Source organism: Sulfurimonas sp. HSL-1656 (assembly GCF_039645585.1).
Taxonomy (GTDB): domain Bacteria; phylum Campylobacterota; class Campylobacteria; order Campylobacterales; family Sulfurimonadaceae; genus Thiomicrolovo; species Thiomicrolovo subterrani.
The window spans coordinates 96,325-118,204 of the sequence record NZ_CP147915.1 but is presented as its reverse complement, the minus strand read 5'-3'; the positions used below and the strand labels follow the sequence as shown (position 1 = coordinate 118,204).

Annotated in this window: 22 protein-coding genes and 1 tRNA gene; 10 read left to right on the top strand and 13 right to left on the bottom strand. The window is 59.5% G+C overall.

Features of this window, described 5'->3' with window-relative positions; genetic code table 11:
• The first annotated feature begins 21 nt into the window (after nt 1-21).
• Together WCX49_RS00600 and WCX49_RS00595 are read left to right on the top strand one after the other, a co-directional pair.
• Complete coding sequence (locus WCX49_RS00600; protein WP_345985647.1) at nt 22-936, top strand: AEC family transporter; 915 nt, start codon at nt 22-24, stop codon at nt 934-936.
• Nucleotides 937-953: 17 nt separating this feature from the next.
• Nucleotides 954-1,307: a thioredoxin domain-containing protein gene (locus tag WCX49_RS00595; RefSeq protein ID WP_345985646.1), complete on the top strand. Its 354-nt coding sequence runs from the start codon at nt 954-956 to the stop codon at nt 1,305-1,307.
• Between the two features lie 2 nt (nt 1,308-1,309).
• Here WCX49_RS00595 and WCX49_RS00590 read toward each other — a convergent pair whose 3' ends face one another.
• Nucleotides 1,310-1,657: a hypothetical protein gene (locus WCX49_RS00590; RefSeq protein WP_345985645.1), complete on the bottom strand. Its 348-nt coding sequence runs from the start codon at nt 1,655-1,657 to the stop codon at nt 1,310-1,312.
• A gap of 65 nt (nt 1,658-1,722) precedes the next feature.
• On the opposite strand from WCX49_RS00590, the gene WCX49_RS00585 reads away from it, so the two are divergent.
• The gene (locus WCX49_RS00585) at nt 1,723-2,286 is read left to right on the top strand and encodes a CDP-alcohol phosphatidyltransferase family protein (protein ID WP_345985644.1); all 564 of its coding nucleotides are present in this window, start codon (nt 1,723-1,725) and stop codon (nt 2,284-2,286) included.
• On the opposite strand, the gene WCX49_RS00580 is transcribed toward WCX49_RS00585, so the two are convergent.
• The 7 genes from WCX49_RS00580 to WCX49_RS00550 form a co-directional block, all read right to left on the bottom strand.
• Nucleotides 2,283-2,699, bottom strand: a complete 417-nt coding sequence (locus WCX49_RS00580) for a DedA family protein (RefSeq protein ID WP_345985643.1) — start codon at nt 2,697-2,699, stop codon at nt 2,283-2,285. The two genes, WCX49_RS00585 and WCX49_RS00580, sit on opposite strands and share 4 nt — an antisense overlap.
• Complete coding sequence (locus WCX49_RS00575; RefSeq protein WP_345985642.1) at nt 2,692-3,621, bottom strand: D-2-hydroxyacid dehydrogenase; 930 nt, start codon at nt 3,619-3,621, stop codon at nt 2,692-2,694. Before WCX49_RS00575 ends, WCX49_RS00580 begins: the two co-directional genes overlap by 8 nt.
• Entirely contained in the window at nt 3,621-4,784 is a 1,164-nt protein-coding gene (gene purT / locus WCX49_RS00570) for a formate-dependent phosphoribosylglycinamide formyltransferase (protein WP_345985641.1), read from the bottom strand. The genes WCX49_RS00575 and purT overlap by 1 nt, the downstream gene beginning before the upstream one ends.
• 61 nt (nt 4,785-4,845) lie before the next feature.
• Nucleotides 4,846-5,229: a hypothetical protein gene (locus tag WCX49_RS00565; RefSeq protein WP_345985640.1), complete on the bottom strand. Its 384-nt coding sequence runs from the start codon at nt 5,227-5,229 to the stop codon at nt 4,846-4,848.
• 38 nt (nt 5,230-5,267) lie between these two features.
• The gene (rpsU, locus tag WCX49_RS00560) at nt 5,268-5,480 is read right to left on the bottom strand and encodes a 30S ribosomal protein S21 (RefSeq protein ID WP_231019645.1); all 213 of its coding nucleotides are present in this window, start codon (nt 5,478-5,480) and stop codon (nt 5,268-5,270) included.
• Between the two features lie 72 nt (nt 5,481-5,552).
• On the bottom strand, nt 5,553-6,425 hold the full coding sequence (locus tag WCX49_RS00555) for a rhodanese-like domain-containing protein (RefSeq protein ID WP_345985639.1): 873 nt from the start codon (nt 6,423-6,425) through the stop codon (nt 5,553-5,555).
• Between the two features lie 14 nt (nt 6,426-6,439).
• On the bottom strand, nt 6,440-7,087 hold the full coding sequence (locus WCX49_RS00550; protein ID WP_345985638.1) for a ferritin family protein: 648 nt from the start codon (nt 7,085-7,087) through the stop codon (nt 6,440-6,442).
• A gap of 207 nt (nt 7,088-7,294) precedes the next feature.
• Here WCX49_RS00550 and dnaG point away from each other — a divergent pair, with 207 nt between their 5' ends.
• The 3 genes from dnaG (at nt 7,295) to WCX49_RS00535 (ending at nt 10,125) form a co-directional block, all read left to right on the top strand.
• Nucleotides 7,295-8,953 (top strand): DNA primase, encoded by a 1,659-nt coding sequence (gene dnaG / locus WCX49_RS00545; protein ID WP_345985637.1) that lies wholly within the window; start codon nt 7,295-7,297, stop codon nt 8,951-8,953.
• A gap of 38 nt (nt 8,954-8,991) precedes the next feature.
• A complete protein-coding gene (locus WCX49_RS00540) occupies nt 8,992-9,981 on the top strand; it encodes an argininosuccinate synthase domain-containing protein (protein ID WP_345985636.1) in 990 nt (329 codons plus the stop codon).
• A gap of 68 nt (nt 9,982-10,049) precedes the next feature.
• A tRNA-Ala gene (locus WCX49_RS00535) sits at nt 10,050-10,125 on the top strand.
• A 76-nt stretch (nt 10,126-10,201) separates the two neighbouring features.
• On the opposite strand, the gene WCX49_RS00530 is transcribed toward WCX49_RS00535, so the two are convergent.
• The 3 genes from WCX49_RS00530 to WCX49_RS00520 all read right to left on the bottom strand — a co-directional run bounded on the left by WCX49_RS00530 (nt 10,202) and on the right by WCX49_RS00520 (nt 12,577).
• Nucleotides 10,202-11,422: a diguanylate phosphodiesterase gene (locus WCX49_RS00530; protein WP_345985635.1), complete on the bottom strand. Its 1,221-nt coding sequence runs from the start codon at nt 11,420-11,422 to the stop codon at nt 10,202-10,204.
• Nucleotides 11,423-11,520: 98 nt separating this feature from the next.
• A complete protein-coding gene (locus WCX49_RS00525; RefSeq protein ID WP_345985634.1) occupies nt 11,521-11,973 on the bottom strand; it encodes a hypothetical protein in 453 nt (150 codons plus the stop codon).
• Between the two features lie 115 nt (nt 11,974-12,088).
• Nucleotides 12,089-12,577 carry a GNAT family N-acetyltransferase gene (locus WCX49_RS00520; protein WP_345985633.1) on the bottom strand — a complete coding sequence of 163 codons (489 nt, stop codon included), beginning with the start codon at nt 12,575-12,577 and terminating at the stop codon, nt 12,089-12,091.
• 287 nt (nt 12,578-12,864) lie between these two features.
• Between WCX49_RS00520 and WCX49_RS00515 the strand changes: the two genes are divergently transcribed.
• Genes WCX49_RS00515 through WCX49_RS00500 form a run of 4 tightly spaced genes read left to right on the top strand, consistent with a single transcriptional unit; the run spans nt 12,865 to nt 18,050 of the window.
• A complete protein-coding gene (locus WCX49_RS00515) occupies nt 12,865-13,440 on the top strand; it encodes a GNAT family N-acyltransferase (protein WP_345985632.1) in 576 nt (191 codons plus the stop codon).
• On the top strand, nt 13,440-15,554 hold the full coding sequence (locus tag WCX49_RS00510; protein WP_345985631.1) for a TonB-dependent receptor: 2,115 nt from the start codon (nt 13,440-13,442) through the stop codon (nt 15,552-15,554). Before WCX49_RS00515 ends, WCX49_RS00510 begins: the two co-directional genes overlap by 1 nt.
• The gene (locus WCX49_RS00505) at nt 15,554-16,114 is read left to right on the top strand and encodes a hypothetical protein (protein ID WP_345985630.1); all 561 of its coding nucleotides are present in this window, start codon (nt 15,554-15,556) and stop codon (nt 16,112-16,114) included. The genes WCX49_RS00510 and WCX49_RS00505 overlap by 1 nt, the downstream gene beginning before the upstream one ends.
• Nucleotides 16,080-18,050: an EAL domain-containing protein gene (locus WCX49_RS00500; RefSeq protein WP_345985629.1), complete on the top strand. Its 1,971-nt coding sequence runs from the start codon at nt 16,080-16,082 to the stop codon at nt 18,048-18,050. The genes WCX49_RS00505 and WCX49_RS00500 overlap by 35 nt, the downstream gene beginning before the upstream one ends.
• On the opposite strand, the gene WCX49_RS00495 is transcribed toward WCX49_RS00500, so the two are convergent.
• Both WCX49_RS00495 and WCX49_RS00490 read right to left on the bottom strand, forming a co-directional pair.
• A complete protein-coding gene (locus WCX49_RS00495; RefSeq protein WP_345985628.1) occupies nt 18,037-18,744 on the bottom strand; it encodes an HlyD family efflux transporter periplasmic adaptor subunit in 708 nt (235 codons plus the stop codon). The genes WCX49_RS00500 and WCX49_RS00495 overlap by 14 nt on opposite strands.
• Nucleotides 18,745-18,774: 30 nt before the next feature.
• Nucleotides 18,775-21,879: an efflux RND transporter permease subunit gene (locus WCX49_RS00490; RefSeq protein WP_345985627.1), complete on the bottom strand. Its 3,105-nt coding sequence runs from the start codon at nt 21,877-21,879 to the stop codon at nt 18,775-18,777.
• Between the last annotated feature and the right edge of the window lies 1 nt (nt 21,880).

The following is a 21,880-nucleotide window of genomic DNA, read 5'->3' as shown; positions in this document are numbered from 1 at the left end:
ACATTATAGTACAATCACGGCATGAATTCCGCCATCGTCTCGGTACTGGGCATCTATCTTTTCATCGGCGTGGGCTACCTGGCCAAACGCAGTTTCAAAGCGCAGATCGACGAACGCACCATCACTCTGCTCTCGGTCTACTTTCTGCAGATCTTCTTGACATTGTGGGGGCTGCTCAAACGTCCTATCGACACGACGCTGCTGCAGACGCCGCTGCTCTACATCGGCATCACCCTCTCCCTCGTCGCCGTGACGATGTTCGCTTCGCGCCTGCTCTTTACCGACGTGAAAGAGCGTTCCATCGCCACCGTCGCCGCACTGATCGGCAATACAGGCAACCTCGGCATCCCGCTGGGCATCGCGCTCTTCGGAGAGGAGAGCGTCCCCTACACGACCATCATCAACCTCGCCAACGTCTTTTTCGTCTACACCTTCGGCGTCTACTACTACTCGCGCGGCAACTTCAGCGTGCGCGATTCGCTGCTCAATATCGTCAAACTCCCCGTGCTCTGGGCCGCCTTCGTCGCCATCGCGCTGAACCTCGGCGGCTACCGCCCTTCGGGCACGATCGAAGAGACGCTGACAATGGGTGCCTACGCCTCGATGGTGATGCAGCTCGTGCTGTTCGGCATCTACCTCTATGACACGAAGCTCACCCAGCTCAACCGCGTGCTCATCGGCTGGGTCAACGGACTGAAATTCCTCGCTGTCCCCGCCGTCACCTACGCCATTTTGTCGCTGACGGACCTGCCGGAAATGGTCAAGGGGATCCTCTTCATGGAGATGCTGATGCCCCTCGCCGTCGCCAACGTCAACCTGGCGTCGCTGTACGACTGCCGCCCCAAGGCGTTGACGGCTCTCGTCTTCATCACCTCCGTCCTCTTCCTGGGGATCATCTTCGCCGCCATGCGCTACGTGCCGTGGTTGACAATCTAGTACTGTAAGGAGACCCTATGCTTGAATTGACCGATGCCACCTATTCGCAATTCGTCGCGGAGATGGAGCAGCCGCTTTTTATCGACTTCTACTCACCGACCTGCGGCCCCTGCCAGCAGGTACTGGCCCAGCTGCCCGCCCTGGAGAAGCACTTTGAAGGCAAAGCGGTCATCGCCAAGGTCGATGTGACCCGCAACCCGAAACTGGCCGCCAAATACGAGATCCGCAGCGTCCCGTTCTGCGTCAGCATCGGGGCAAAAGACAAGATGGTGAAGGATTATGAACTGGGGGCCGCCGCGCCGGCACGCTATATCCGTATGATCGAAAAGGCGCAGGGGAAAGGGCTGTTGGCGCGGCTGTTCGGGAAGTAGGCTTACTTCAGACGGTAGATATTCTCATCGGGCACGATGCAGAAGACCTCGTGAATGCGGGTATCGTAGCGCTCTTTGATCACCACTTCCATTCCAAGGGACTCCGCATGGGCCTTGAGTTTCGGGAGGATGTCATCGTTACCTGTCGTGATCTCGACCAACAGGTCTCCCTTGTAGCCGGAATAGGTACGGATGTCACGGATAGGAAAATCGAGGGCGAAGCGGATCATCTGCTTGCGTACATCGGAGAGTTCCTCGTGCGACGCCTCCAGCGTTGATGCCGATTTGCCGTACTGCCGCTGCATGAAATGCGGCATCTCCTCCGTGTTTTTGTTCTGATCGTCTGCCATCACTGCCTCCTTGCTTTTTCACATGGTATCATATTTTCCAGCCGCTTCACTATATAATGGTCCGTATGAACGCACCGTTATGGACCATCCCCAACCTCATCAGCCTTTTCCGCCTGGCCTGCGCCCCGTTTCTCGTGCTCTCCGGGCTCTCCGAGAGTGCGATCCCCTTCTTTACGATCCTCTCGCTGATGCTGGTATCCGACGCCCTCGACGGCTTCCTGGCCCGCCTGCTCCGCCAGACCAGCGTGCTCGGGGCAAAGCTCGACAGCTACGGCGATTACGCCACCTACATGGCCGTGGCGCTCGGCGCGTGGCTGCAGTGGCCCGAGCGTATCGAGCGCGAAGCCCCCTTCATCCTCCTGGCCATCGCCGTTTTTGTCCTGCCGGCCATCGCCAGCATCATGAAATTCAAGCGCTTTGCCAGCTACCACACGTGGATCACCAAGATTTCGGCGGTCCTGATGAGTCTCGGCATCTTCGCTCTGCTCGTTTTCGACCTCTCCTGGCCCTTCTATGTCGCCGTCGCAGTCCTTGTCGTCGAAGCGGCCGAGAATATTGCCATCACGCTGACCCTCGACGCCCCGGAGACGGACATCCGCTCCTGGTGGCACCTGCGCCGTCGCCGCTAGAACGCCTGCGCGATCAGCCAGTAGCGCACAATCCGCAGGCCCCCGGCAAGCAGTAAAAACCATACGAGATTGAGCCGAACCATGCCCGCCACCAGGGTCAGCGGGTCCCCGATGACCGGCAGCCAGCTCAGCAGCAGGGCCGCATAGCCGTAGCGGTGCCCCGCAGCGAGCGCTTTGCGCCCCGTTTTACTCGCTTCCAGTTTCGTATGGGTCTTTTCGTAGAGCCAGAATCCGAGAAGATAGTTGACGAGGATCGCGAGGATATTTCCGGCGGAAGCCGCCGTCAGTGCCACCCCGCTTTCCATTCCGGCCGAAAGGGCGGCTGCAAGGGCGGCTTCGGAACTGAACGGCAGCAGGGTCGCGGCAAGGAAAGCGGAAAGGAACAGCCCCAGAGGGCCGTAGGCATCAGGCATTGACGAAAGTACGGATGTTTTCGATCACTTTGGCAATGAGGGCATCGCGCGCCTCGACGGAGGTCCAGGCGATGTGCGGGGTGATGTAGAGGCGCTCTTTGTGCTCGATTTCCATCAGCGGGTGGCCCGCGCTCATCGGCTCTTTTTCAAGGACGTCGAGGCCGACATAAATCGGTTTAGCATCGATGATGGCCGCCAGGGCCCGCTCGTCGACGATCCCGCCGCGCCCGAGGTTGAGCAGGACGGCCCCGTCTTTCATAATGAGCAGCTCGGAGTGGCCGATGAGCCCCTTTGTCGAAGCGTTGAACGGGGCATGGATGGTGACGATGTCGCTCTCCTCGAGCAGGCGGCTCAGGGTCACCTTTTCATAGTCGGCGTTGTCGTTTTTCCCCGAGGTGGAGTAGTAGCGCACCTCCGCCCCGAAGGCCTTTGCGACGGCGGCGACGCCCCGGCCGATCTCGCCCAGGCCGATGATGCCCCAGGTCTTGCCCTTGATCTCATGAAAAGGACGTCCGACATGGGTGAAAACCTCGCTGCGTGCCCAGTCGCCGTTCTTGACGTAGCTGTCGTAATAGCGGCTGTGGCCCAGGAGGTAAAAGAGCATGGAGAAGGTGTGCTGGATGACGGAGTCGGTAGAGTAGCCCGCAACGTTCCTGACGGCGATACCGCGTGCTTCGGCGGCGGGGATATCGACGTTGTTCGTTCCCGTCGCGGCCACGCAGATCAGTTTCAACGTCGGGGTCGCTGCCATCATCTCATCGGTGATAACGACCTTGTTTGTGACGATAACGTCGGTGTTAGCGATGCGCTCCGCCGTCTCTTCCGGCGCCGTCGTCTCGTAAGCGTCCACCTCGCCGAAGGCGTTGAAACCACCGAGGTCCGTGTCGCCGTAGGTCAACGTGTCGAGCAAAACGATCTTCATCAGTGATCGCTTACTTTCTCGATGATCGTACGCGCTTTGGCCAGTGCCGCTTCGGGTTCGTCATAGACCAGTGCGACGGCGAGGCGGCGGCCCGGGTGGGACTCGGGCTTGCCGAAGACGCGTACGAAACTGTTGGCGTCAAAGAGCGCATCGTCGATATCGACGACCGGGGCGAAGGATTCCGCCGTCGCCTTGTACGCCGCCGACGCACCGCCGCCGTAGAAGGTGAAGCCCAGCGGCAGGCCGAGTACGGCGCGCAGGTGCAGGGCGAACTCGCTCTGGCTCTGGGTGATGAGGGTGACCATCCCCGTGTCGTGCGGGCGCGGGCTCACTTCGCTGAAGTAGACCTCGTCGCCCTGGATGAAAAGCTCGACGCCGAAGAGGCCGCGGCCGCCGAGACCGTCCGTAATCTCTTTCGCGATCAGTTCCGCCCGTGCCTTGGCGACGTTGCTCATCTGCATCGGTTGCCAGCTGAAGACGTAGTCCCCGTCGCGCTGGATATGACCGATGGGTTCGCAAAAGACCGTCTCATTGCCGTTGCGTGCCGTGAGCATCGTGATCTCGTAATCAAAGGCGATGAAGGCCTCGACGATCAGCTCGCTCGCATCGCCGCGCGCCTCTTTGGCCATCTCCCAGGAGCGGTCGAGGTCCGCCTCGCTCTTCATGACGCTCTGGCCGTGGCCCGAGGAGCTCATGACCGGCTTGACGACACAGGGGTAGCCGAGGCGGCCCGCCGCCGCTTCAAGCTCCTCGCGGGTTTTAACGAACTCGTACGGCCCCGTTTTGAGCCCCAGCTCCTCCGCGGCGAACTTGCGGATGTTTTTGCGGTTCATCGTTTTGTTGACCGCCTCGGCGTTCGGGATGACGTGGAAGCCTTCCGCTTCGGCCTTGAAGAGTGCATCGATGCTGATCGCCTCGATCTCCGGGAGGATAAAGTCGGGCATCTCGGAGCGGATCAGCTCCAGCACCGCGTCGGTGTCCTGCATATTGACGACATGGGAGCGGTGCGCGACGAGGTGGGCCGGGGCGCCCTCGTAACGGTCGACGGCGATGACCTCGATGCCCAGGCGCTGCGCCTCGATGGCGACCTCTTTGCCGAGTTCCCCCGAACCCAGCAGCATGATACGAATGGAATTGCTTTTTAACGGCGCGGTAAACAGCATCGGAAGATCCTTAAAATCAGATGCCTAATTGTAACGAAGGGAGCTAAAAAAGAGCGGTATCCTACTCGTGGTAATGGGCGCAGGCGGTGTAGTCGAAATTCTTGATGAGATTGGCGAGTTCCGCGATACTGACGGGCTCTTTGAGGCGGCGGCGGTTGTGGTGCTCCACGCAGTAGGCGCACCCTTTGTGTTCGCTATAGTCGTCGATGGCGCTGAGGATGATGACCCGCTGCTTCGGGTCGAGACTGTCAATCAGTTTCAGCGCTTCCGTACCGGCTTCGAGGGCGAAATCAACGATAACGATCTTGTATCGGCCGACGGCATACTTGGCTTGGAAATCCTCGAGCGTAAAAACATAATCGACATGATGGTGGAACTGGTCGCGCAGAATTTCTTCTCTGGCATAAGTGGCTAGGCCCTGTTTGTCGATAAGGAGGAGGTTCATAATGAGAGTGTATCCAAAAAGCCCGGAGGCTTTCGGGATTAGAGGCGTGACTCGTAACGGCGCATCATATACAGACGTTTGAGCATTTTCTTGCGTGCAGCAATTTTCTCTTTTTTCAGCTTTTCGGTCGCTGTTTCATGGAAACGGCGAGCGCGCGCTTCCGTAACGACGAGGTTACGGTCAGTCTGCTTTTTGAAGCGACGGTACGCAGCATCGAAGTTGTCATCTTGACGAAGAACGATACCTGGCATTCACATCACCTACTTTCTTTAAAATTTGGACGCGAAGTATAGCATAACCCGCGCCCGATTGCAACCGCGCGGTTATTCCCAGACGAAAACGCGCATCGGCGTGTCGTCGCGGTTGCCCCACTCTTTCATTGACGCATCGTAAAGTTTCGCCTGCTTGAACCCGAGCACGCGGTGGACGACGAAGTAGTTCATCGACGCCTCCAGCCCGCCGGTGCAGTAGACGATGAGCGGCGCGTTCTTGTCCAGCCCGAGCCCCTTTTCAAGCATACCGGAGAGCTCTGTTTTGGGCTTGAGACGGTTTTGCGGTGTCACGTTGTAGCGCCAGAAGTAGCTGTGCGCCCCGCTGATGTGGCCCGCACGCTTGAGCACCCCCTGTTTCTCGGCCCCGAAGTAGAAGTGCGCCGGGCGCGAATCGATCATCGCGACTTTCCCCTGGGAGGCTTTCACCTCGTCCAGCGTCGCGATCATCCCCGCATCGGTCTTGACAGTGTAACTGCCCGCTCCGTCCGCCGTCGCCGTGGCAGAGAGTTTGCCGCCTGCGGCGGTATAGGCGGGGAGGCCGCCATCGAGCAGGGCCGTCTTCGTGAACCCGGCATACTCCATCGCCCAGAGCACGTAGGTCGCACGCAGCAGATCCTTGTTGTCGAGGTGGTGGGCGTAGACGACGACTTCCGTTTCCTTGCCGATCCCCAGTCGGCGCATCTGCGCCTGCAGCTCCGCGGCGCTGCGTACCTCTGCATGCTGCCCCACGCCCCGGCGCCAAAGCTCGATGCTTGCGTTGCGCGCACCCGGGATGTGCCCCTCTTCGTAGGCTTCCGGCGCGGAAACATCCACGATGACGAGGTTTTTCTCCCCTGCATGCTTGACGAGCCACTCGCCCGTCACCACCGGTTCCATCGCCGCGAGCGATGCCGCCAGCGCCAAAAATATGATCAGATTACGCATCAAGTTTTGCCTTTTCAGTAGAGATGTTCACGCTTGAAATACTCCTGCGGTACCCCGCAGAGCGGACAGGCCTTGGGCGGCTTCTTGCCGCGGTGGATATGGCCGCATACCTCGCAGACCCAGATCTCCTCGTCCGCGCTTTGGAAGAAGCCGTCGTCGATCATCGCCTGTTTCAGCGCGGCGTATTCGCGTTCGTGCTCCACCTCGACCTTGGCGATGGCGTTGAAGAGCCGGGCGAGGGCCTTGTGCCCCTCCTCCTCGGCGATGGCGGCGAAGTTGGGGTACATCTCCGTGTGTTCGTAGTGTTCCCCCTCCATCCCCGTCTCGAGGTTCTTCATCGTCGCTTCGACCTCCTGGCCCTCCATCATCTTGTGATAGGCCTTGTATTCGGCCCGGGCATGCCACATCTCGTTCAGCGCCGCTTCGCGGAAGTGGCGTTCGATCGCGTGCCACCCCTCGTCGCGGGCGATGTCGGCGAAGAGGTCGTATTTGTTGCGGGCCATCGATTCGCCGGCGAACGCTTTCATCAGGTTGACCGCCGTGAGGTTATCGGTCGTGCACGCCATCGCCTGGCCGCAGCAGGTCAGCGTTCCGCCGCCGACGTACTGTACTTCCACTTCGTTTCCACAGACACTGCATCTGTAAGTCTGATACTGTTTCATTTTCTTCTCCTTTGCTCCGGACGTGTCATACCGCCCTGCCGTGTATGCCGGCTCTAACCGCCCGGCATACGCCTCAATTCATGTCAAAACAGCCATCATTATAGGGTGATGCGTCTTGTGCGACACTTACCATTAAAGGAAAATAATTATCTTTTAGATTCGATTCATAACCCTTTGTCCTGGACGACTTTGCGCTAAAATGACACCATGATTTCGCAGGACTCCATCGAAGGGCTCAAATCCCGGATCGACATCGTCGATGTTATCGGTAACTATGTCGAACTGAAAAAAGCCGGCGTCAACTACAAGGGGCTCTGCCCCTTTCACGACGAAAAGAGCCCCAGCTTCTCGGTGAGCCCCTCCAAGCAGTTCTACCACTGTTTCGGCTGCCAGGCGAGCGGGGACGCCATCAAGTTCGTCATGGAGTACGAGAAGCTCACCTACCCCGAAGCGATCGAGAAGCTCGCCGGGCAGTACAACTACAGCCTCGCCTATACCCAGGGCGAGCCCCGTCAGCAGCGCTCCCAGCTGATGGAGAAGCTCAACGACTGGTACCGCAGCCTGCTCGATAAAACGCCGCCGGCGATGCAGTATCTGCAGGAACGCGGCATTTACGCGTCGAGCATCGAGCACTTCGGCATCGGCTACGCCCCCGCCTCGCACCTGACCCTGAATTTCATCAAGCAGAACCAGTTTTCCATGGCCGAAGCGGTCGAATTGGGGGTCGCGGGGATCGGCGAAGGGCGAGAATACGCCCGCTTCATCGAGCGCATCACCTTCCCCATCCACGCCCCCAACGGCGCCATCGTCGGCTTCGGCGGCCGGACCATCACCGGCCACCAGGCCAAGTACGTCAACTCGCCGCAGACGAAACTCTTCAACAAGTCCCGCCTGCTCTACGCCTACAACCACGCCAGGGAGAGCATCCATAAGCGCAGGGAGATGATCGTCACCGAAGGGTACCTCGACGTCATCATGCTGCACCAGGCGGGCTTCACCCAGGCCGTGGCGACCCTGGGGACGGCGCTCACCAGCGAACACCTGCCGCTGCTGCGCAAGGGCGAACCGCGTATCATCATGGCCTACGACGGCGATGCGGCGGGGCGCAACGCCGCCCTCAAGGCCTCCAAGCTGCTCAGCGCCGCGGGCTTCGACGGCGGCGTCGTCCTCTTTGAAGGGGGGCGCGACCCGGCGGACATGGTCAAGGAGGGGCGAGTCGAGGAGCTGGGAAGCATGTTCCGGCAGCCCCGCCCCTTCATCGACTTCGTGCTGGAGACGACGCTCGCACAATACGACCTGGCCAATCCCCGCGCCAAAGAACAGGCCCTCGCGGAGACGACGGCCTATCTCAAAACCCTCTCGCCCCTGATGCAGGAGGAGTACAAACGCCACCTCGCCGCGCGCATGGGCATCTCGCCCGGACTGGTGCGCGTCGGGGGCCAGACCGTGCGTACGGCCGCGCCCACGGCCCCCGTCGCGGCACCCGCTGCCCACCGTGACCTCTGGGAGCTCTCCCTCATCAAGACGGTATTGGAACGCCCCGGCGTCGTCGATGCCATGCTGGACTTCATTTCGCCGCAGATGCTGCGTTTCCATGCCCGGGAGTTCGCCACCGCGCTGCAGGGCGACAGCAATACGCCGGAACTTATGCACATCGTCATGGACGAAAGTATCCCCGTTTTCCCCGACGACGAGACGCTCAAGAACGAACTGCTGATCTTTCTGCGCAAATATTACGAGCACCGCCGGCAGGCCGTGATGCGCGATCCCGCCATCTCCAGCGATAAGAAATACTTCTTAAATCGTCAGATTCTCGGTAAAATTGCGAAACTCAAAAAAGGTGAACTGGTAGGAATAGACGCCTAGGCGCTACCCTGCTCCTGTGCCTTACCAAGGAATTACCAATGTCAAAACGCAAAGCCATCGCGCTTTTCTCCGGCGGGCTCGACTCTACGCTTGCCATGAAGCTCATCATCGACCAGGGGATCGACGTCATCGCCTGTAACATCAACACCGGTTTCGGGGCCACCAAGGACCGCCGTGCCCATATGCAGAACATGTGTGACCAGGTCGGCGCGGAACTGCGCATCATCGATATCCAGAGCGAATACCTCCAGGACGTCCTGTTCGACCCCAAATACGGCTACGGCAAGCACTTCAACCCCTGCATCGACTGCCATGCGAAAATGTTCGAAGTCGCCAAGCGCATCATGGAAGCCGAAGGTGCCAGTTTCCTCATCAGCGGTGAAGTCCTCGGCCAGCGCCCGATGAGCCAGAACAAAGACGCCCTCATCAAGGTCCTCAACGAAGCCAACGTCGACGGCCTGCTCTTGCGCCCGATGAGCGCCAAGCGCCTGGCACCGACCATCGCCGAAGAGGAGGGGTGGGTCGACCGCGACAAGCTTGAAGGGATCCTCGGCCGCAGCCGCGAACGCCAGATGGAGCTCGCCGAACAGTTCGGACTCGTCGATTTCGAGAGCCCGGGCGGCGGCTGTCTGCTGACGGACGCCAACTTCGCCATCAAGATCCGCGACTACATCAAGTACGACGAACAGTTCGACGTCCCGGACATCCCGGTGCTCAAATGGGGCCGCCACTTCCGTCTGCCCGATGGCGCGAAAATGGTAATAGGCCGCGACCAGGAGGAGAACGTCAAACTGCAGGAGATCGACAACGCGAAGTTCATCCACATCCGGACCGAAGGCGTTCCGGGGCCGCACGTCCTGCTGAGCAAGAACGCCAGCGAGAGCGACCGCGATTTCGCGCTTCGTAGCATTCTCACCTACTGCAAGACCTCGCCGGACGAAGAGTACACCCTCGACATCAACGGTGAAACCGTCACGACGACCCCCCTCGCCTCTCGCGCCGAGGCGGCAAAGTATTCGATCCTCTGATCAGAGGGGGTCGTTTCAAACTTCCTTAAGTCTGCGGCAAGTATAATTTTGCCTCTTAAAAATCTCCCGGGCCCTTAGCTCAGCTGGGAGAGCGCGTCGCTGGCAGCGACGAGGTCACCGGTTCGATCCCGGTAGGGTCCACCATCCATCCGAATTTTTCCACTCTTTTTTTTTCGAAACACCAAAAATTTTCAAAACGTATCGCACTTTTCCCGCTGCATCAGGGTATTGTAAAGCGCGTCGGTAGCGCTTCAAATGCCGGTTCGGCCAGCAGGTTCCCCTGGTAGAGTACGATCCCCTCGCTGTGCAGCCACCGGTATTCCCCTACCGTTTCGACCCCCTCGGCGATAATATCGATCCCCAGGTCGAAACAGGTCCGGATAATGCCGCGCACAATCGCCTGCCGTGGGCCGTTGTGTTCGATGCCGCGCACCAGCTCCATATCAAGCTTGATCAGGTCGGGCTGGAACTCCGCCAGGAGGTTGAGCCCGGCATAGCCGGAGCCGAAGTCGTCGATGGCAAAGTGCATCCCGAAGCCCCGGTAGGGATCAAGCTTGCTCTTGAAGGCCTCGAAATCGTCAATGATCTCCCACTCCAGGATCTCCAGAACAATCTGGTCCATGCGCAGACCGCACCGCCGGGCCGTTTCGCGTACGGAAGCGACTGCCGTCGGTGAGATGCCGATGCTCCGGGGAAGAACATTGAGATTCAAGCGGGCGGGCAGCCCCAGCCGGGCCGCCATTTCAATGGCAAGGATACGGCTCTCCTCGTCAAAGCGGTGCAGTCTCTTTGCTTCGACCTGACTGAGAACACTCTCGGCCGTTTCGTTGTTCACGCCGCGCAACAGAGCCTCGTAGGAGAAGATCGTACCGTCTCTGACATCGATGATGGGCTGGAAGGCAAAAGTGTAGTCGGGGTGCGGCGGCAGCCCTTCCAGCGGGGCCGACTGTGAGGCCAAGGTATCTTCCGTCGGCAGGGCAACCTCCGCCGGGGCCGCATCGCTGTCGCTCAGCCTGGCACGCCAGCTTCCCTGCTTGAATGCTTCGAGCAGTTTCATTGCGCGGTCCTGCCCCAGGGCGGTAAAGGAGGCCTCCCGGGCAAAGAAGTCGCTGGCGCCAAGGAGCCTATTCACCTCATCGGGGGTGATATCGGCATACCCCATCGTCCACGCCTCGAACGCACGCCTGGCGATGGGTTCGCGTATAATGAGGGTGACCGCGTTGTGGCGCGGGTCGCGCCGGATCGTCTCAAAGAGCGCTTCGACCGTCGCCGCCTCCCCCTCCAGCACCTGGAAGAAGCTCCCCTCCGCATAGAGCAGCATGCCGGAGACGTCGATTTTTTCATTGTTGCTCCGCGAGGCGGCGAGCAGCTGCGCCAGCTCCGCCCGGCTGAAAGGGTGCGCGGCGGCACTGCAGTAGATCAGTTCTATCAGCTGGGACATGGTCTCTCTCCCCCCTCTTGCGATATAACCACTGATACTACTTTACCATACCGCCCGGGAAACGGTTTTCAAATGCAGGAGAGAACGCGTGCGGCCGGTCAGCGAACTTCCAGGACCGTGACGACCGTCTCTCCTTCGGTCGTATAGCCCGTCGCGTAGGTCAGCGTACTCTTGTCGGTGCTCGTGTCACCCTGCTTCTCCAGGCCGAGCAGCGTGAGGCCTGTCAGGTAGGTGCCGACGTTAAGCTGCTCCGTTATCCCTTTGCCCTCGCTCGCTTTTTTGGCCCCGTCCATAATGACGGGCAGATCCGCTTTAAGGGTGATCGTCGTCGTCAGTACCGCGGTGCAACGCCGCATGTTCCCGTCCATCCCCCCGTCGACGATCTTGGAAAGCTCATACCCTTTGTCGATATAGGTTTCAAGCAGACCGTCGTCCTGCAGCAAATAGGCACGGACCCCCTGTGCATCGCATTCGGGCGCCTTTTTGCTGCAGGCCCCGAGGCCGAACACTGCCAGCAGTACCATGCCTGCCGTTATCACGCTCTTCATCATTCTCTTTCCTTCGCATTCATGCCGTTATTGCGGGGAATTGTAACCAAACGGGCGTTACATTCCGCGGGGATCGGCGATAGGGGCACATTGCTCTCCGCCTGCCGTCGCCCGGGCTTCAGGCGAGCGGCCGCACCATGACGTAATCATCCATAACATAGCCGCCCCCGATCTCCTGGACCAGGGGGCCGGCGTTCGTAAACCCCTCACGCTCGTAGAACGCCACGGAGGGGTTGTGGCGGTTGACCGTCAGCACGAGCCGTTTGAGGCCGCGCGCCTTCGCTTCCGCTTCGCAGTGCTCCAGCATCAGGTGCCCGCCGCCTTTGCCCCGGACCGTTTTGAGGACGTAGAGTTTGCTCACTTTGAGCGCATCGTCTTCGGGCACGGTGGCGCAGTAGCCCACCGCCGTCTCGCCGTCGTAGAGAAAACTGTAGCGGTAGCCGTTTTGGATCTGTTCAGTCATCGCACCGGCCGATTGGAAAGCGCGAAGCATGTACGCCACCTGTGCCTCCCCGATGATCGGCGTATAGAACTCGCGCCAGATCGTCTCCGCCAGCGAAGCGCAAAGGGCGATCTGTTCGGGCGAAATAACCGGGACAATACGCATCGTGTCAGCCTTTTATATCGGTGGATTTTTCAATCGTGCAGCGTCCGGCGGCGCCGACCACGGACAAAATAACCAGCATATCGCGTTACCACTCCTGACGGCGGCTTCGCGGCCTTTTGCCGTTCAAGCATAGCCAATTTAGCGTAAAAAAAGCGCTGTCCGCACAGGGAATCGCCGCTGATATCACTGTTTTGAGAGAGAAATTTGATGTTATTTTATGTTTTTCATATTTGCATGCAGTATGCTATGATACTATTCAGCTGATCATTTGGAAAGCGGGAGGGGAAATGACAACCACTTTTGTCGAAGCAACAACCCAGGAGGAACTGGAAAAGGTGTTTGCATTCCGCTACAAGATCGTCTGCGAAAAACTGGGGGTCGACAGCCTCGATTACTGCGAACCCGGCCGTGAAACGGACGAATACGACGCGTACGCCATGCACTTCGCCGCCTTTGACGAGCAGGGGGAGGTCGCAGCCTGCGTCCGGCTCATCCACAACTCCCCCATCGGGTACCCGACGGCGAACCATATGCGGTGCGACATCGACCAGTCCGCATTCGAACCCCACAAAGTCGCCGAACTCTCACGTATCTTCGTCAACGCGGAAAAACGGGGTATCCAGGAGACAAAACGCCTCTTCCAGGGACTTAAAGAGATCGTTTACCTCAAGGGCAAAGCCCTCGGCATCGAGTACACGTACGGCGGCCTGGAGAAGCCGTTTCTCAAACTGCTGAATATGTTCAAGTACCCCTACAAGCCCATCGGGGAGGAGCAGGACTACGTCGGACGGCGCTACCCCTGCATCATGTACACACGGGAGCTCGAAGCCGAAAATCCCGAGCTGCTGCGGAGGGCCGACTGATGCGCGCCCCTCTCTGCGTCTACCTCGCCCTCTGCCTTGCTGCCGGGGCGTCGGCTGAAGTACAGCCCTCCTCCCCGCTCAGGATCGCCTCCCTGACCGACCAGATCGTCCGCGACCTCGACCGCGTGACCGAGGTGGCGACCGTCACGAAAGAGAATGAGCCCTACCAGCCCTACATCATTACGACCCTTGAGGGCAAAGAGCTCGAACGGCTGGGGATTCAGAACCTCAAAGAGGCGCTGGAACTCCTCCCGGGGGTCGATTTCGGCACCAACCTCCTTGACGCCAAAACCCCGATCTTCCGCGGCTCGAACCCCTTTGCCTTCGGGCAGGTCAAACTGCTGATCGACGACATGGTTGCAAACGATCTCCTCTATGACGGATTCGCCGGCTACCTCTACATGCCGATCGAGACCATCAAACGCATCGAAGTGATCCGCGGTCCCGGGAGTATGACCGACGGCGTGAACGCCTACGCCGGTACCATCCACGTCGTCACCTACGAAGAGGAGTTCGCCGTTACCGGCAAAGTCAACCGCGCCTTCGCCAAAGCCGGTTCGTACGATTCCGCTGCCGCCGGGTTTACGACCTCGCTGACCGAAGGGGACCTGCACCTCCACCTCGACGGCTACGTACTCAACGACAACAGACGCATCAGCAGCGGTCCCGACTCCGCCGCGACGGGGGCGTGGAATTTCACAACCCCCTTCTACACCATCGACAATACCCTGCTGGCGCAGACGGGCAAAGCGCCTCTGCAGACGGAAAGCTATGCGCTCGGGCTGAAGCTCGACTACGACGCGTTCTACCTCAAGGCCAGAGGCACCTCCTTCAAGCACGGCAGCGCCTACGGGATCAACGGAATGCTGCCGCGCAGAGACGACCGTATCTTCATTCCGAGCTACCTTGCGGAAGTGGGCTGGCAGCCGGACATAGGTGCACTCAGTGCCGATATCCGGCTCGGGGCGAAGTACGACGCCTTCGAGAGCGATGCCCTGCTGCTGCCTCCGGGCTTCGAGACCCCGAGCCTCAGCAACCCGCTGCTGACGACAACGACCTACCCCGACGGCTTTACCGGGGTCCACAAAGCGAGCCAGCGCGCCTTTTATCAAAGCAGCTACCTCACCTACAGCGGCTTTGACGCCCACAAGATCACGCTGGGCTACCGCCTCACCCGCGAAGAGACCTACCGCGTCGTCACCAAAACAACCAACCGCGATACCGGCGTGGGCATGGTCGACTACAGCGACTTCCTCCCCTTTATCGACCCGGATGCCAAACGCGATACGGTCATGGCCTCTATTCAGGACCAGATGGAACTGGGACCGAGGGTCAGCATTCTCTACGGCATCAACATCGAAAAGACCTTCCTGACGGACACCCAGTTCGATCCCCGGGTATCGCTCGTCTTCCAACAGGACCGGGAACATATCTACAAAGCCATCTACAGCCATTCCCACCGCAACCCTTCATGGCAGGAGCTCTTTGTCATGAATACGGCCTCGGGCCTCGGCAACCCCGACCTCAAACCGGAGACCGTCGATACCTTCGAACTGGCCGCCATCCGAAGATTCGGCGGGCTCAACTATCTGCAGGCGGATCTCTTCTACCTCATCAACAACAACCAGATCGACAAGAACCAGATCGACGAGGCCACCAGGGCGCATATCTTCCGCAATGCCCATGACACCGAACTCTACGGCCTGGAACTGGAACTGCGGACCAACGTCACCTCCCGCGACCGCCTCTACGTAGGCTACTCCTACGTCAACGGCCACTCCGCCGAGGGCAACGCACTGGCCAATGTCGCCCGGCACCTTGCCAAAGGGAGTTATTTCTATGAGTTCACCCCCGAGATCAGCGCCGCGGCGATCGTCAAATACGTCGGGGCGAAAAGCCGGGTCGACGGGGACCCCAGGGAGGACACGGACCCGTACCTGACGGCCGACCTCTCCCTGCGCTACCACAACCCCGCTGCAAGCTTCTCCCTGACGGGCAGCGTAAAAAACCTCGCCGACGCCACGGTCGTCTACCCCTCGGAACCCTACACCTACGTCAACGATTACCCGCAGGAAGGCCGTACCTTCTTCCTCACTCTGACGAAGGAGTTTTGATGCGTTTGCTGACGCTGCTGCTTCTGCTCTGCACCTCCGGGTTCGCACTGCATTACAACACCCTGCAGCTCAACGCAGAAACCATGATCTTCCCCAAGCTCCTGCTGCTGAAAAAGCATCCCGAAAGCCTGCTCATCGACGGCCGCATCCGCTTTGGCGTCGTCTACGAGGCGGAAGACCGCGACGTGGCGTCGCAGCTCGTCACCCGACTGCAGCGTCTCTACCGCGGCACGATCGAGGGGTACCCCTTTGAAGCGACTATGCTACAATACCGGGAATTAGGCCCGGGGACCAAGACGAGCGCCCTGCTGATGCTGCACTCCGATACCCAGATGCACCAAGCGGCCGCCTTCGCAAAGGCACACGGGATCGTCACCTTTGCCTACAATACGGCATCGCTGAAACACGGGTTGCTTTTCGCACTGGGTATCGAGCGTACCACACGGGTTTACCTCAACCGTGAGGCGCTGTCGGGATACGGCATTGAGTTCTCGGAGTCACTCTATCAAATTGTAAGGTTCGTCGATGGAACAGAAGAAACCGGCCTCGCTCCAAAATAGAGTCGTCGTCTCCGTCGTACTGGCCTTTGTGGTCATCTTCATCTTCGTCTACCTCTTTTTCAGGCAGGCGAGCCATAACGCCCTCTACACGGTCGAAAAAGAGAAGGCCGAGCTGATCGCCGACACGGTTGCGCCGCTGCTCTCCGTCAACCTTTACCTCAGCCTCGACGGCAGCATCAACGAGCTCGTCCGGCAGCTGGCCTCCAACCCCAATATTCTCGCGCTCAAACTGAACCGGGGTGAAACCGTCCTGGCCGATGTACGCAACGACGATCAAAACTGCCGCACCGCCGAAGAGTGTTTCAGCGTCCGCAAACCGCTGCTGCACCCCGTCAGCGGCGAACCCTTCGCCATGCTGAACCTCGTCTATTCGAGCGCCCATTTCAACCAGATGGCCCACCGCTATAACATCATCATCATCTCGGTGGTGGGCGGCCTGGCCTTCCTCAGCATCCTCTTCGCACTTTTCCTGCACCGCAGTTTCATGCCGCTAAGGGCTATTGCCGCCGCCGCGAACCGCTTCAAACCCGGCGAACCGCTATCTATCCCCGCTTCCGAAAAGTACGACGAGATCCGGCACATTTCCGAAGCGCTCCGGGCGATGAACAAACGGATCACCGCGTACGCCAGGCAGCAAGAAGACACGGCGCACCACCTCGAAGAGGAGGTCAACAAAAAAACCGCCCAGCTGCGCCGCCAGCTCTATACCGACAGCCTCACGGGCCTGCCAAACCGCGCCAAGCTTGTCACCGATATCGACGGCTCCAAACCGGGTACCCTCCTGCTCATCAACATCGACGACTTCAAGCAGATCAACGATTTTTACGGCCACATCGTCGGGGACCACGTCCTGATCAAGCTCTCGGGCCTGCTGGCAGAGCTTCTGCCGGGGATGCAGCTCTACAAACTTTCCGCAGACGAATACGCCCTGCTGCAGAACGAAACGATGCAGCGGCACGACATCGAGACACTGATCGCCACCGTCATTACCGAAGTCGAATCCATGGTGATCATCTACGAGGAGGCCGAACACAGCATCCGGATCACTGCCGGGGCCAGCCTGAGCATGGACAAGGGGATGGAGAAGGCCGACATCGCCCTCAAAGCGGCCCGCAGTCAGCATAAGCCCTATGTGATCTACGACGAAAGTCTCAACCTCGAACACCAGTATGAACAGAACATGCGCTGGCTCCGGCGGCTCAAATCGGCCATCGACGAGAAACGGATCGTCTCCTACTACCAGCCGGTCTTCGACAGCGAAACCCGGGAGCTCAAAAGCTATGAATGCCTGATCCGGCTGGTGGAGCCAAACGGCAACGTCCTGCAGCCCAACCACTTCCTTCCTGTTGCCAAGAAGGCGCGCCTCTATCTCCGGCTGACCCAGATCATGATCGAATCGTGCTGCCGCCATTTCGCCGCCCGGGACGATGCCTTCTCCATCAACCTCTCCGTCGACGACATTCTGGACGAAAAAACGGTCCAGTTCATCGAAGAACAGATCGTGGCACACGGCGTCGGCCGGCGGATCACCTTCGAGATCCTCGAATCCGAGGGCATCGAGAACTACCAGGAGGTCTCCGGGTTCATCAAGACGATGAAACAGCTCGGCTGCCGTTTCGCCATCGATGATTTCGGCAGCGGCTACTCCAATTTCGAGCACCTGTTGCACCTCGATATCGACTACATCAAGATCGACGGCAGCCTGATCCGCAACCTCGATACCGATGAAAACAGCCTCCTCATCGTCGAGGCGATCGTCAACATCGCCCAGAAACGGCAGCTCGCCTGTATCGCCGAATACGTCCACAACCAGAAAGTGCTGGAGACGGTGCAGCGCCTGGGGATCCAATTCTCCCAGGGGTACTACCTGGGTGCGCCGCAGCCGGATCTGCTCGAAGCCTCCTCCGGCCCGGAGGCGGGAATTACTGAGGCGTGATCGTCACCGTCATGACGCGCCCGAGCGGTACACTGTCGCGCTTGACGAGATCGACACGGTAATAAGAGACATAGGTCTCGTCCGTGCTCGTTGCCGCCTTTTCAACCTTCCAGCCGCTGCTCCCCTCGACGGTGATCTTTGCTTTTTCCAATACGGCCCGGTCCGCCGCGTCGACATAGAGCACCAGCCGGCCGCCGCCGTGGTCTTCGACCTTCATCAGCTTCGTCCCCGGGGCAACATATTCGCCCTGCCGTACGTAAAGGGTCTTGAGGTACGCTCTGTGCAGCGCGATCCGCTTCTTCGCGATCATGTCCTCCAGCTGTGCGATGAGGCTTTTGAGGTCTTCGGCCTGCATCTTCAGTGACAGCAGCTCCGTCTTGTACTGGTCTTTCGTAAAGCGGTTCTGGCTTGCCAGGTCCTTGATGCTGTCGTACTGTGATTGCTTGACGGCGATCTGCTCCTGCAGCAGCTGCAGTTTCCGGCGGTCGTTGGCGAGCTGCACGTCATCGAGGGCATGGTCGATCTCGATCACGACCTTGTCGAGGGTCTTGAGCTCGTCGCGCTGGTCGAGCTTGACAATGCGTCCCGAAACCTCGGCGCTCACCGTGTGCGCGTCATAGGGCTCCACCTTCGCCTTGTAGTTTCCCGCCGCGAGCGGCAGGGCGGCCATCAGTATCATCAAAAAATATTTCATCGTTTTCTCCTGTCAAATAGTAGCACGTCTCTATGCCTTATGCGCTGTTTTCGGCGTGGGGCTGATCCCGTTGACGACGGCATAGAGCGCCGGGACATAGAGCAGGTTCAGCACCGTCCCCCACAACAGGCCGAAGCCGATGGAGACGGCGATCGGCTGCAGGATCACGGCCTGTCCCGTCGCATAGAAGATCAGCGTAAAGAGGCCGAGGAACGTCGTAATGGAGGTAATGAGAATCGGCCGCAGACGCATCTTCGCGCGTTCGTAGAACGTGCGGGCGTCATGGGTCCCGTGCAGGAAGTCGAGCATAATGATCCCGTCGTTGATGACGACGCCGGCAAGTCCCAACAGGCCGATGACCCCCGGCATGGTAAGGTTCATCCCCATCAGTTTGTGGCCCACCAGCGCCCCGAGGATGGAGAGGGGGATGACGGACATGACGATCAGTGCGTACTTGATCTTCGGGAAGATGAACAGCAGCGTGATCAGCATCAAAAAGAGGGCCGCACCCACGGCACGCTTCATATCCGCGGCCAGCTGCTCGTTGCGCTCCTGCTCCCCGAAGAGCTCCGCTTTCACCCCCGTCTGGCGCACCGCGCCGAGCACCGGGGCGATCTGCTTCAGGACCTGCGACGGGGTCGTCATACGCTTATTCACCTTCGCGAACACGGTTTTCACCACCGTACCGTCGCGCTTTTCGATCTGGTTGAAGTCGCGGCGGCTCTCAAAGGCGACGATATCGCCGAGGTTGACGTAGGTGCCGTCGGAGAGAGGGTACTGGAACCGTTCCAGCGTGCTCAAGCGGTCCTTTTCCAGGGCCCGGGTCTTGATCTCCATGACCCCGTTGTCATTGAAGGTCATCGCCCTGCGGTTATCGAGGAAATAGGCGGCAAGGGTCCGGGCGACCTCCGCTTCGCTCAGGCCCAGCCGCTCACCGTAATCGTTGACGCGCAGCCGGATCTCCCGCATTCCCGGCTCAAGGTTGTTGCTGACGGAGACGACCCCCTTGACCTGTTCCAGCGCCGCCTGCACCTGCTGCATCGCCGCGATTGTTTTCGTTTCGTCGGCCCCGGAAAAGTTGACCTGGACGTCGATGCGCACGACCCCGGCCCGCTGTTCCCGGACGCCCAGCTCCTCGAACGCGTACTGCTGCCGCAGCGGCGCAACCAGCGCCTCGAGATCGTCGACAAGTTCAAAAGTGTGCTTTGTCCGCTGTTTTTCGGGATCGTCGTAGTTGAACGAGAAGTTCAGCAGCGGTGCAAGGTAGCGGTCGAAGACGTTGTCCGGCACCATGTCAAAGAGCTCCATCGTTACCAGGAAAACATGCTCTCCCGACTCCGCGTCCCCGGCCATGGATACCCGCGACCCCGTTACCGTCGAGACCGATTTGAGGGCGTACTGTTCCCCGGCCTGGATAATGCGCCGCTCGATCGCCCGGGCGACTTCGGCCGTTTCCTCGATCGGAGTATTGATGTCAAGCTTTCCGGTGACATAGAGGAACGAGCCGTCATGTTCCGGGAAAAACTGGAACTGCATGCTCTTGACTGTGAAAAAGGTCAGCAGCGGCACCGTGATCAGGAAGAGGGCAAGCACGCTCTTTTTATAACGGATCAGCCCGTGCAGGAGGGTTTCATAGCCGTTCTGGATACGCGTCCAGTCGACCATGTTCTTCTGCTTCCGGAGCACCTCTTCCGCATGCAGCGGCAAGAAGAGGAAACTCTCGATCAGCGAGCCCATCAGGATCATAATGACCATGATGGGGATGAGGATGATGAACTTGGAGATCTCCCCGCTGAGCATGAAGAGCGGCAAAAAGGCGACCACGGTCGTCACCGTCGCCAGGGTCACCGGCAGGATCATCTCCCGCAGCCCCGCCATCACCGCGGCGTGCCGTTCCATCCCCTCGTTGAGGTGGCGCTGGATGTTCTCCGCGACGACGATGGCGTCGTCGACGACGATCCCGATGACGATGAGCGCCCCCAGCAGGGAGACGATGTTGATGGAGTAGCCCAGCACATAGATGAAGGCGATGCCGATGGCGAAGGAGAAAGGTATCCCCATGGCCACGATGGACGCGATACGGACATTGATCAGCAGCGCCATGGAGAGGAAAACGAGGATCAGCCCGAACATGAGGTTTGAGAGCACCGTCTCCAGGCGGCTCTGCACCGGCTTGGAGGTGTCGTGGTAGAAATCGAAATAGATGCCGGGGTAGTCGCCCCGGAGCGATTCGGCAAAGCGCACGAGCTCCCGGGAGAGCGCGATCGCGTTGCCGCTGTCCCCTTTGGAAATATTGAGCGTAATGTTCGGGCGCCCGTTAAACGTTGAGATCGTCGTATCCTGCGGATGTTCGATCACGACACGGGCGATGTCGCCCAGGCGGACGTACTTGCCCCCGACGCCGAGCATCGTCGCTTCCCACGACGCGGCATCGGGCTTGCCGTGGACGGTGGAGAGAAAGACGAAATCCCCCTTCTGCTCGATATCGCCGATGGGGTAGATGTAGGAGAGATTGGCGATCGCCGAGGTCACGGCGCTGCGGCTGAGGCCCAGGGCTTCGATGGCCTGCGAGTCGAGGCGGACGGAGACCTCCTCGTCCGAATCCCCGTACATCACCACTTCGCTGATGTTGGGGTAGCGGGCGAAGCGCGTCTTGATCTCCTTGGCCGCCTCGACGAGCTCACCGTGGCTCAGCGTATCGCTGGAGAGCGAGAGGGAGACGAGGGGGCGGTTATGCACTGCCAGCGTCGCCACCGGTTCGACCATATCCGGGGGGAGGTACTGCCGGCTCTTGGCGATGGCATCCTTGGCCTTGTTGAGCGCGTCGTTCTGGTCCGCCCCCTCCTGCAGCGTCAGGACGATCGCGAAACTGCCGGGTTTGATGACGGTTTCGATCTTGTCGATGCCGTCGATGCTTCCCAATGCATCCTCGATATCGCGCACGGCCATCTTGTCGAGATTATCCGCACTGCTCCCGGCGTATCCCCCGCTGATCGTGATCTGGTCCAGCGTTACCAGAGGGAAAAGCTCTTTGGGAATGGAGATGTAGGCGTTTACCCCCATCACCAGTACGAAAAGCAGCAGCACGTAGTTGAGCCGCTTGTTACGGATAAAATACTCGATAATTTTCAGCATA

Excerpts from the sequence above, each read along its gene's own strand:
- dnaG (WP_345985637.1), top strand. The coding sequence starts at position 7,295 with ATGATTTCGCAGGACTCCATCGAAGGGCTCAAATCCCGGATCGACATC.
- WCX49_RS00515 (WP_345985632.1), top strand. The coding sequence starts at position 12,865 with ATGACAACCACTTTTGTCGAAGCAACAACCCAGGAGGAACTGGAAAAG.
- WCX49_RS00590 (WP_345985645.1), bottom strand. The coding sequence starts at position 1,657 with ATGGCAGACGATCAGAACAAAAACACGGAGGAGATGCCGCATTTCATG.
- WCX49_RS00505 (WP_345985630.1), top strand. The coding sequence starts at position 15,554 with ATGCGTTTGCTGACGCTGCTGCTTCTGCTCTGCACCTCCGGGTTCGCA.
- WCX49_RS00495 (WP_345985628.1), bottom strand. The coding sequence starts at position 18,744 with ATGAAATATTTTTTGATGATACTGATGGCCGCCCTGCCGCTCGCGGCG.
- rpsU (WP_231019645.1), bottom strand. The coding sequence starts at position 5,480 with ATGCCAGGTATCGTTCTTCGTCAAGATGACAACTTCGATGCTGCGTAC.
- WCX49_RS00530 (WP_345985635.1), bottom strand. The coding sequence starts at position 11,422 with ATGTCCCAGCTGATAGAACTGATCTACTGCAGTGCCGCCGCGCACCCT.
- purT (WP_345985641.1), bottom strand. The coding sequence starts at position 4,784 with ATGCTGTTTACCGCGCCGTTAAAAAGCAATTCCATTCGTATCATGCTG.
- WCX49_RS00540 (WP_345985636.1), top strand. The coding sequence starts at position 8,992 with ATGTCAAAACGCAAAGCCATCGCGCTTTTCTCCGGCGGGCTCGACTCT.
- WCX49_RS00500 (WP_345985629.1), top strand. The coding sequence starts at position 16,080 with ATGGAACAGAAGAAACCGGCCTCGCTCCAAAATAGAGTCGTCGTCTCC.
- WCX49_RS00510 (WP_345985631.1), top strand. The coding sequence starts at position 13,440 with ATGCGCGCCCCTCTCTGCGTCTACCTCGCCCTCTGCCTTGCTGCCGGG.
- WCX49_RS00555 (WP_345985639.1), bottom strand. The coding sequence starts at position 6,425 with ATGCGTAATCTGATCATATTTTTGGCGCTGGCGGCATCGCTCGCGGCG.
- WCX49_RS00520 (WP_345985633.1), bottom strand. The coding sequence starts at position 12,577 with ATGCGTATTGTCCCGGTTATTTCGCCCGAACAGATCGCCCTTTGCGCT.
- WCX49_RS00525 (WP_345985634.1), bottom strand. The coding sequence starts at position 11,973 with ATGATGAAGAGCGTGATAACGGCAGGCATGGTACTGCTGGCAGTGTTC.
- WCX49_RS00575 (WP_345985642.1), bottom strand. The coding sequence starts at position 3,621 with ATGAAGATCGTTTTGCTCGACACGTTGACCTACGGCGACACGGACCTC.
- WCX49_RS00595 (WP_345985646.1), top strand. The coding sequence starts at position 954 with ATGCTTGAATTGACCGATGCCACCTATTCGCAATTCGTCGCGGAGATG.
- WCX49_RS00585 (WP_345985644.1), top strand. The coding sequence starts at position 1,723 with ATGAACGCACCGTTATGGACCATCCCCAACCTCATCAGCCTTTTCCGC.
- WCX49_RS00550 (WP_345985638.1), bottom strand. The coding sequence starts at position 7,087 with ATGAAACAGTATCAGACTTACAGATGCAGTGTCTGTGGAAACGAAGTG.
- WCX49_RS00580 (WP_345985643.1), bottom strand. The coding sequence starts at position 2,699 with ATGCCTGATGCCTACGGCCCTCTGGGGCTGTTCCTTTCCGCTTTCCTT.
- WCX49_RS00600 (WP_345985647.1), top strand. The coding sequence starts at position 22 with ATGAATTCCGCCATCGTCTCGGTACTGGGCATCTATCTTTTCATCGGC.
- WCX49_RS00565 (WP_345985640.1), bottom strand. The coding sequence starts at position 5,229 with ATGAACCTCCTCCTTATCGACAAACAGGGCCTAGCCACTTATGCCAGA.
- WCX49_RS00490 (WP_345985627.1), bottom strand. The coding sequence starts at position 21,879 with ATGCTGAAAATTATCGAGTATTTTATCCGTAACAAGCGGCTCAACTAC.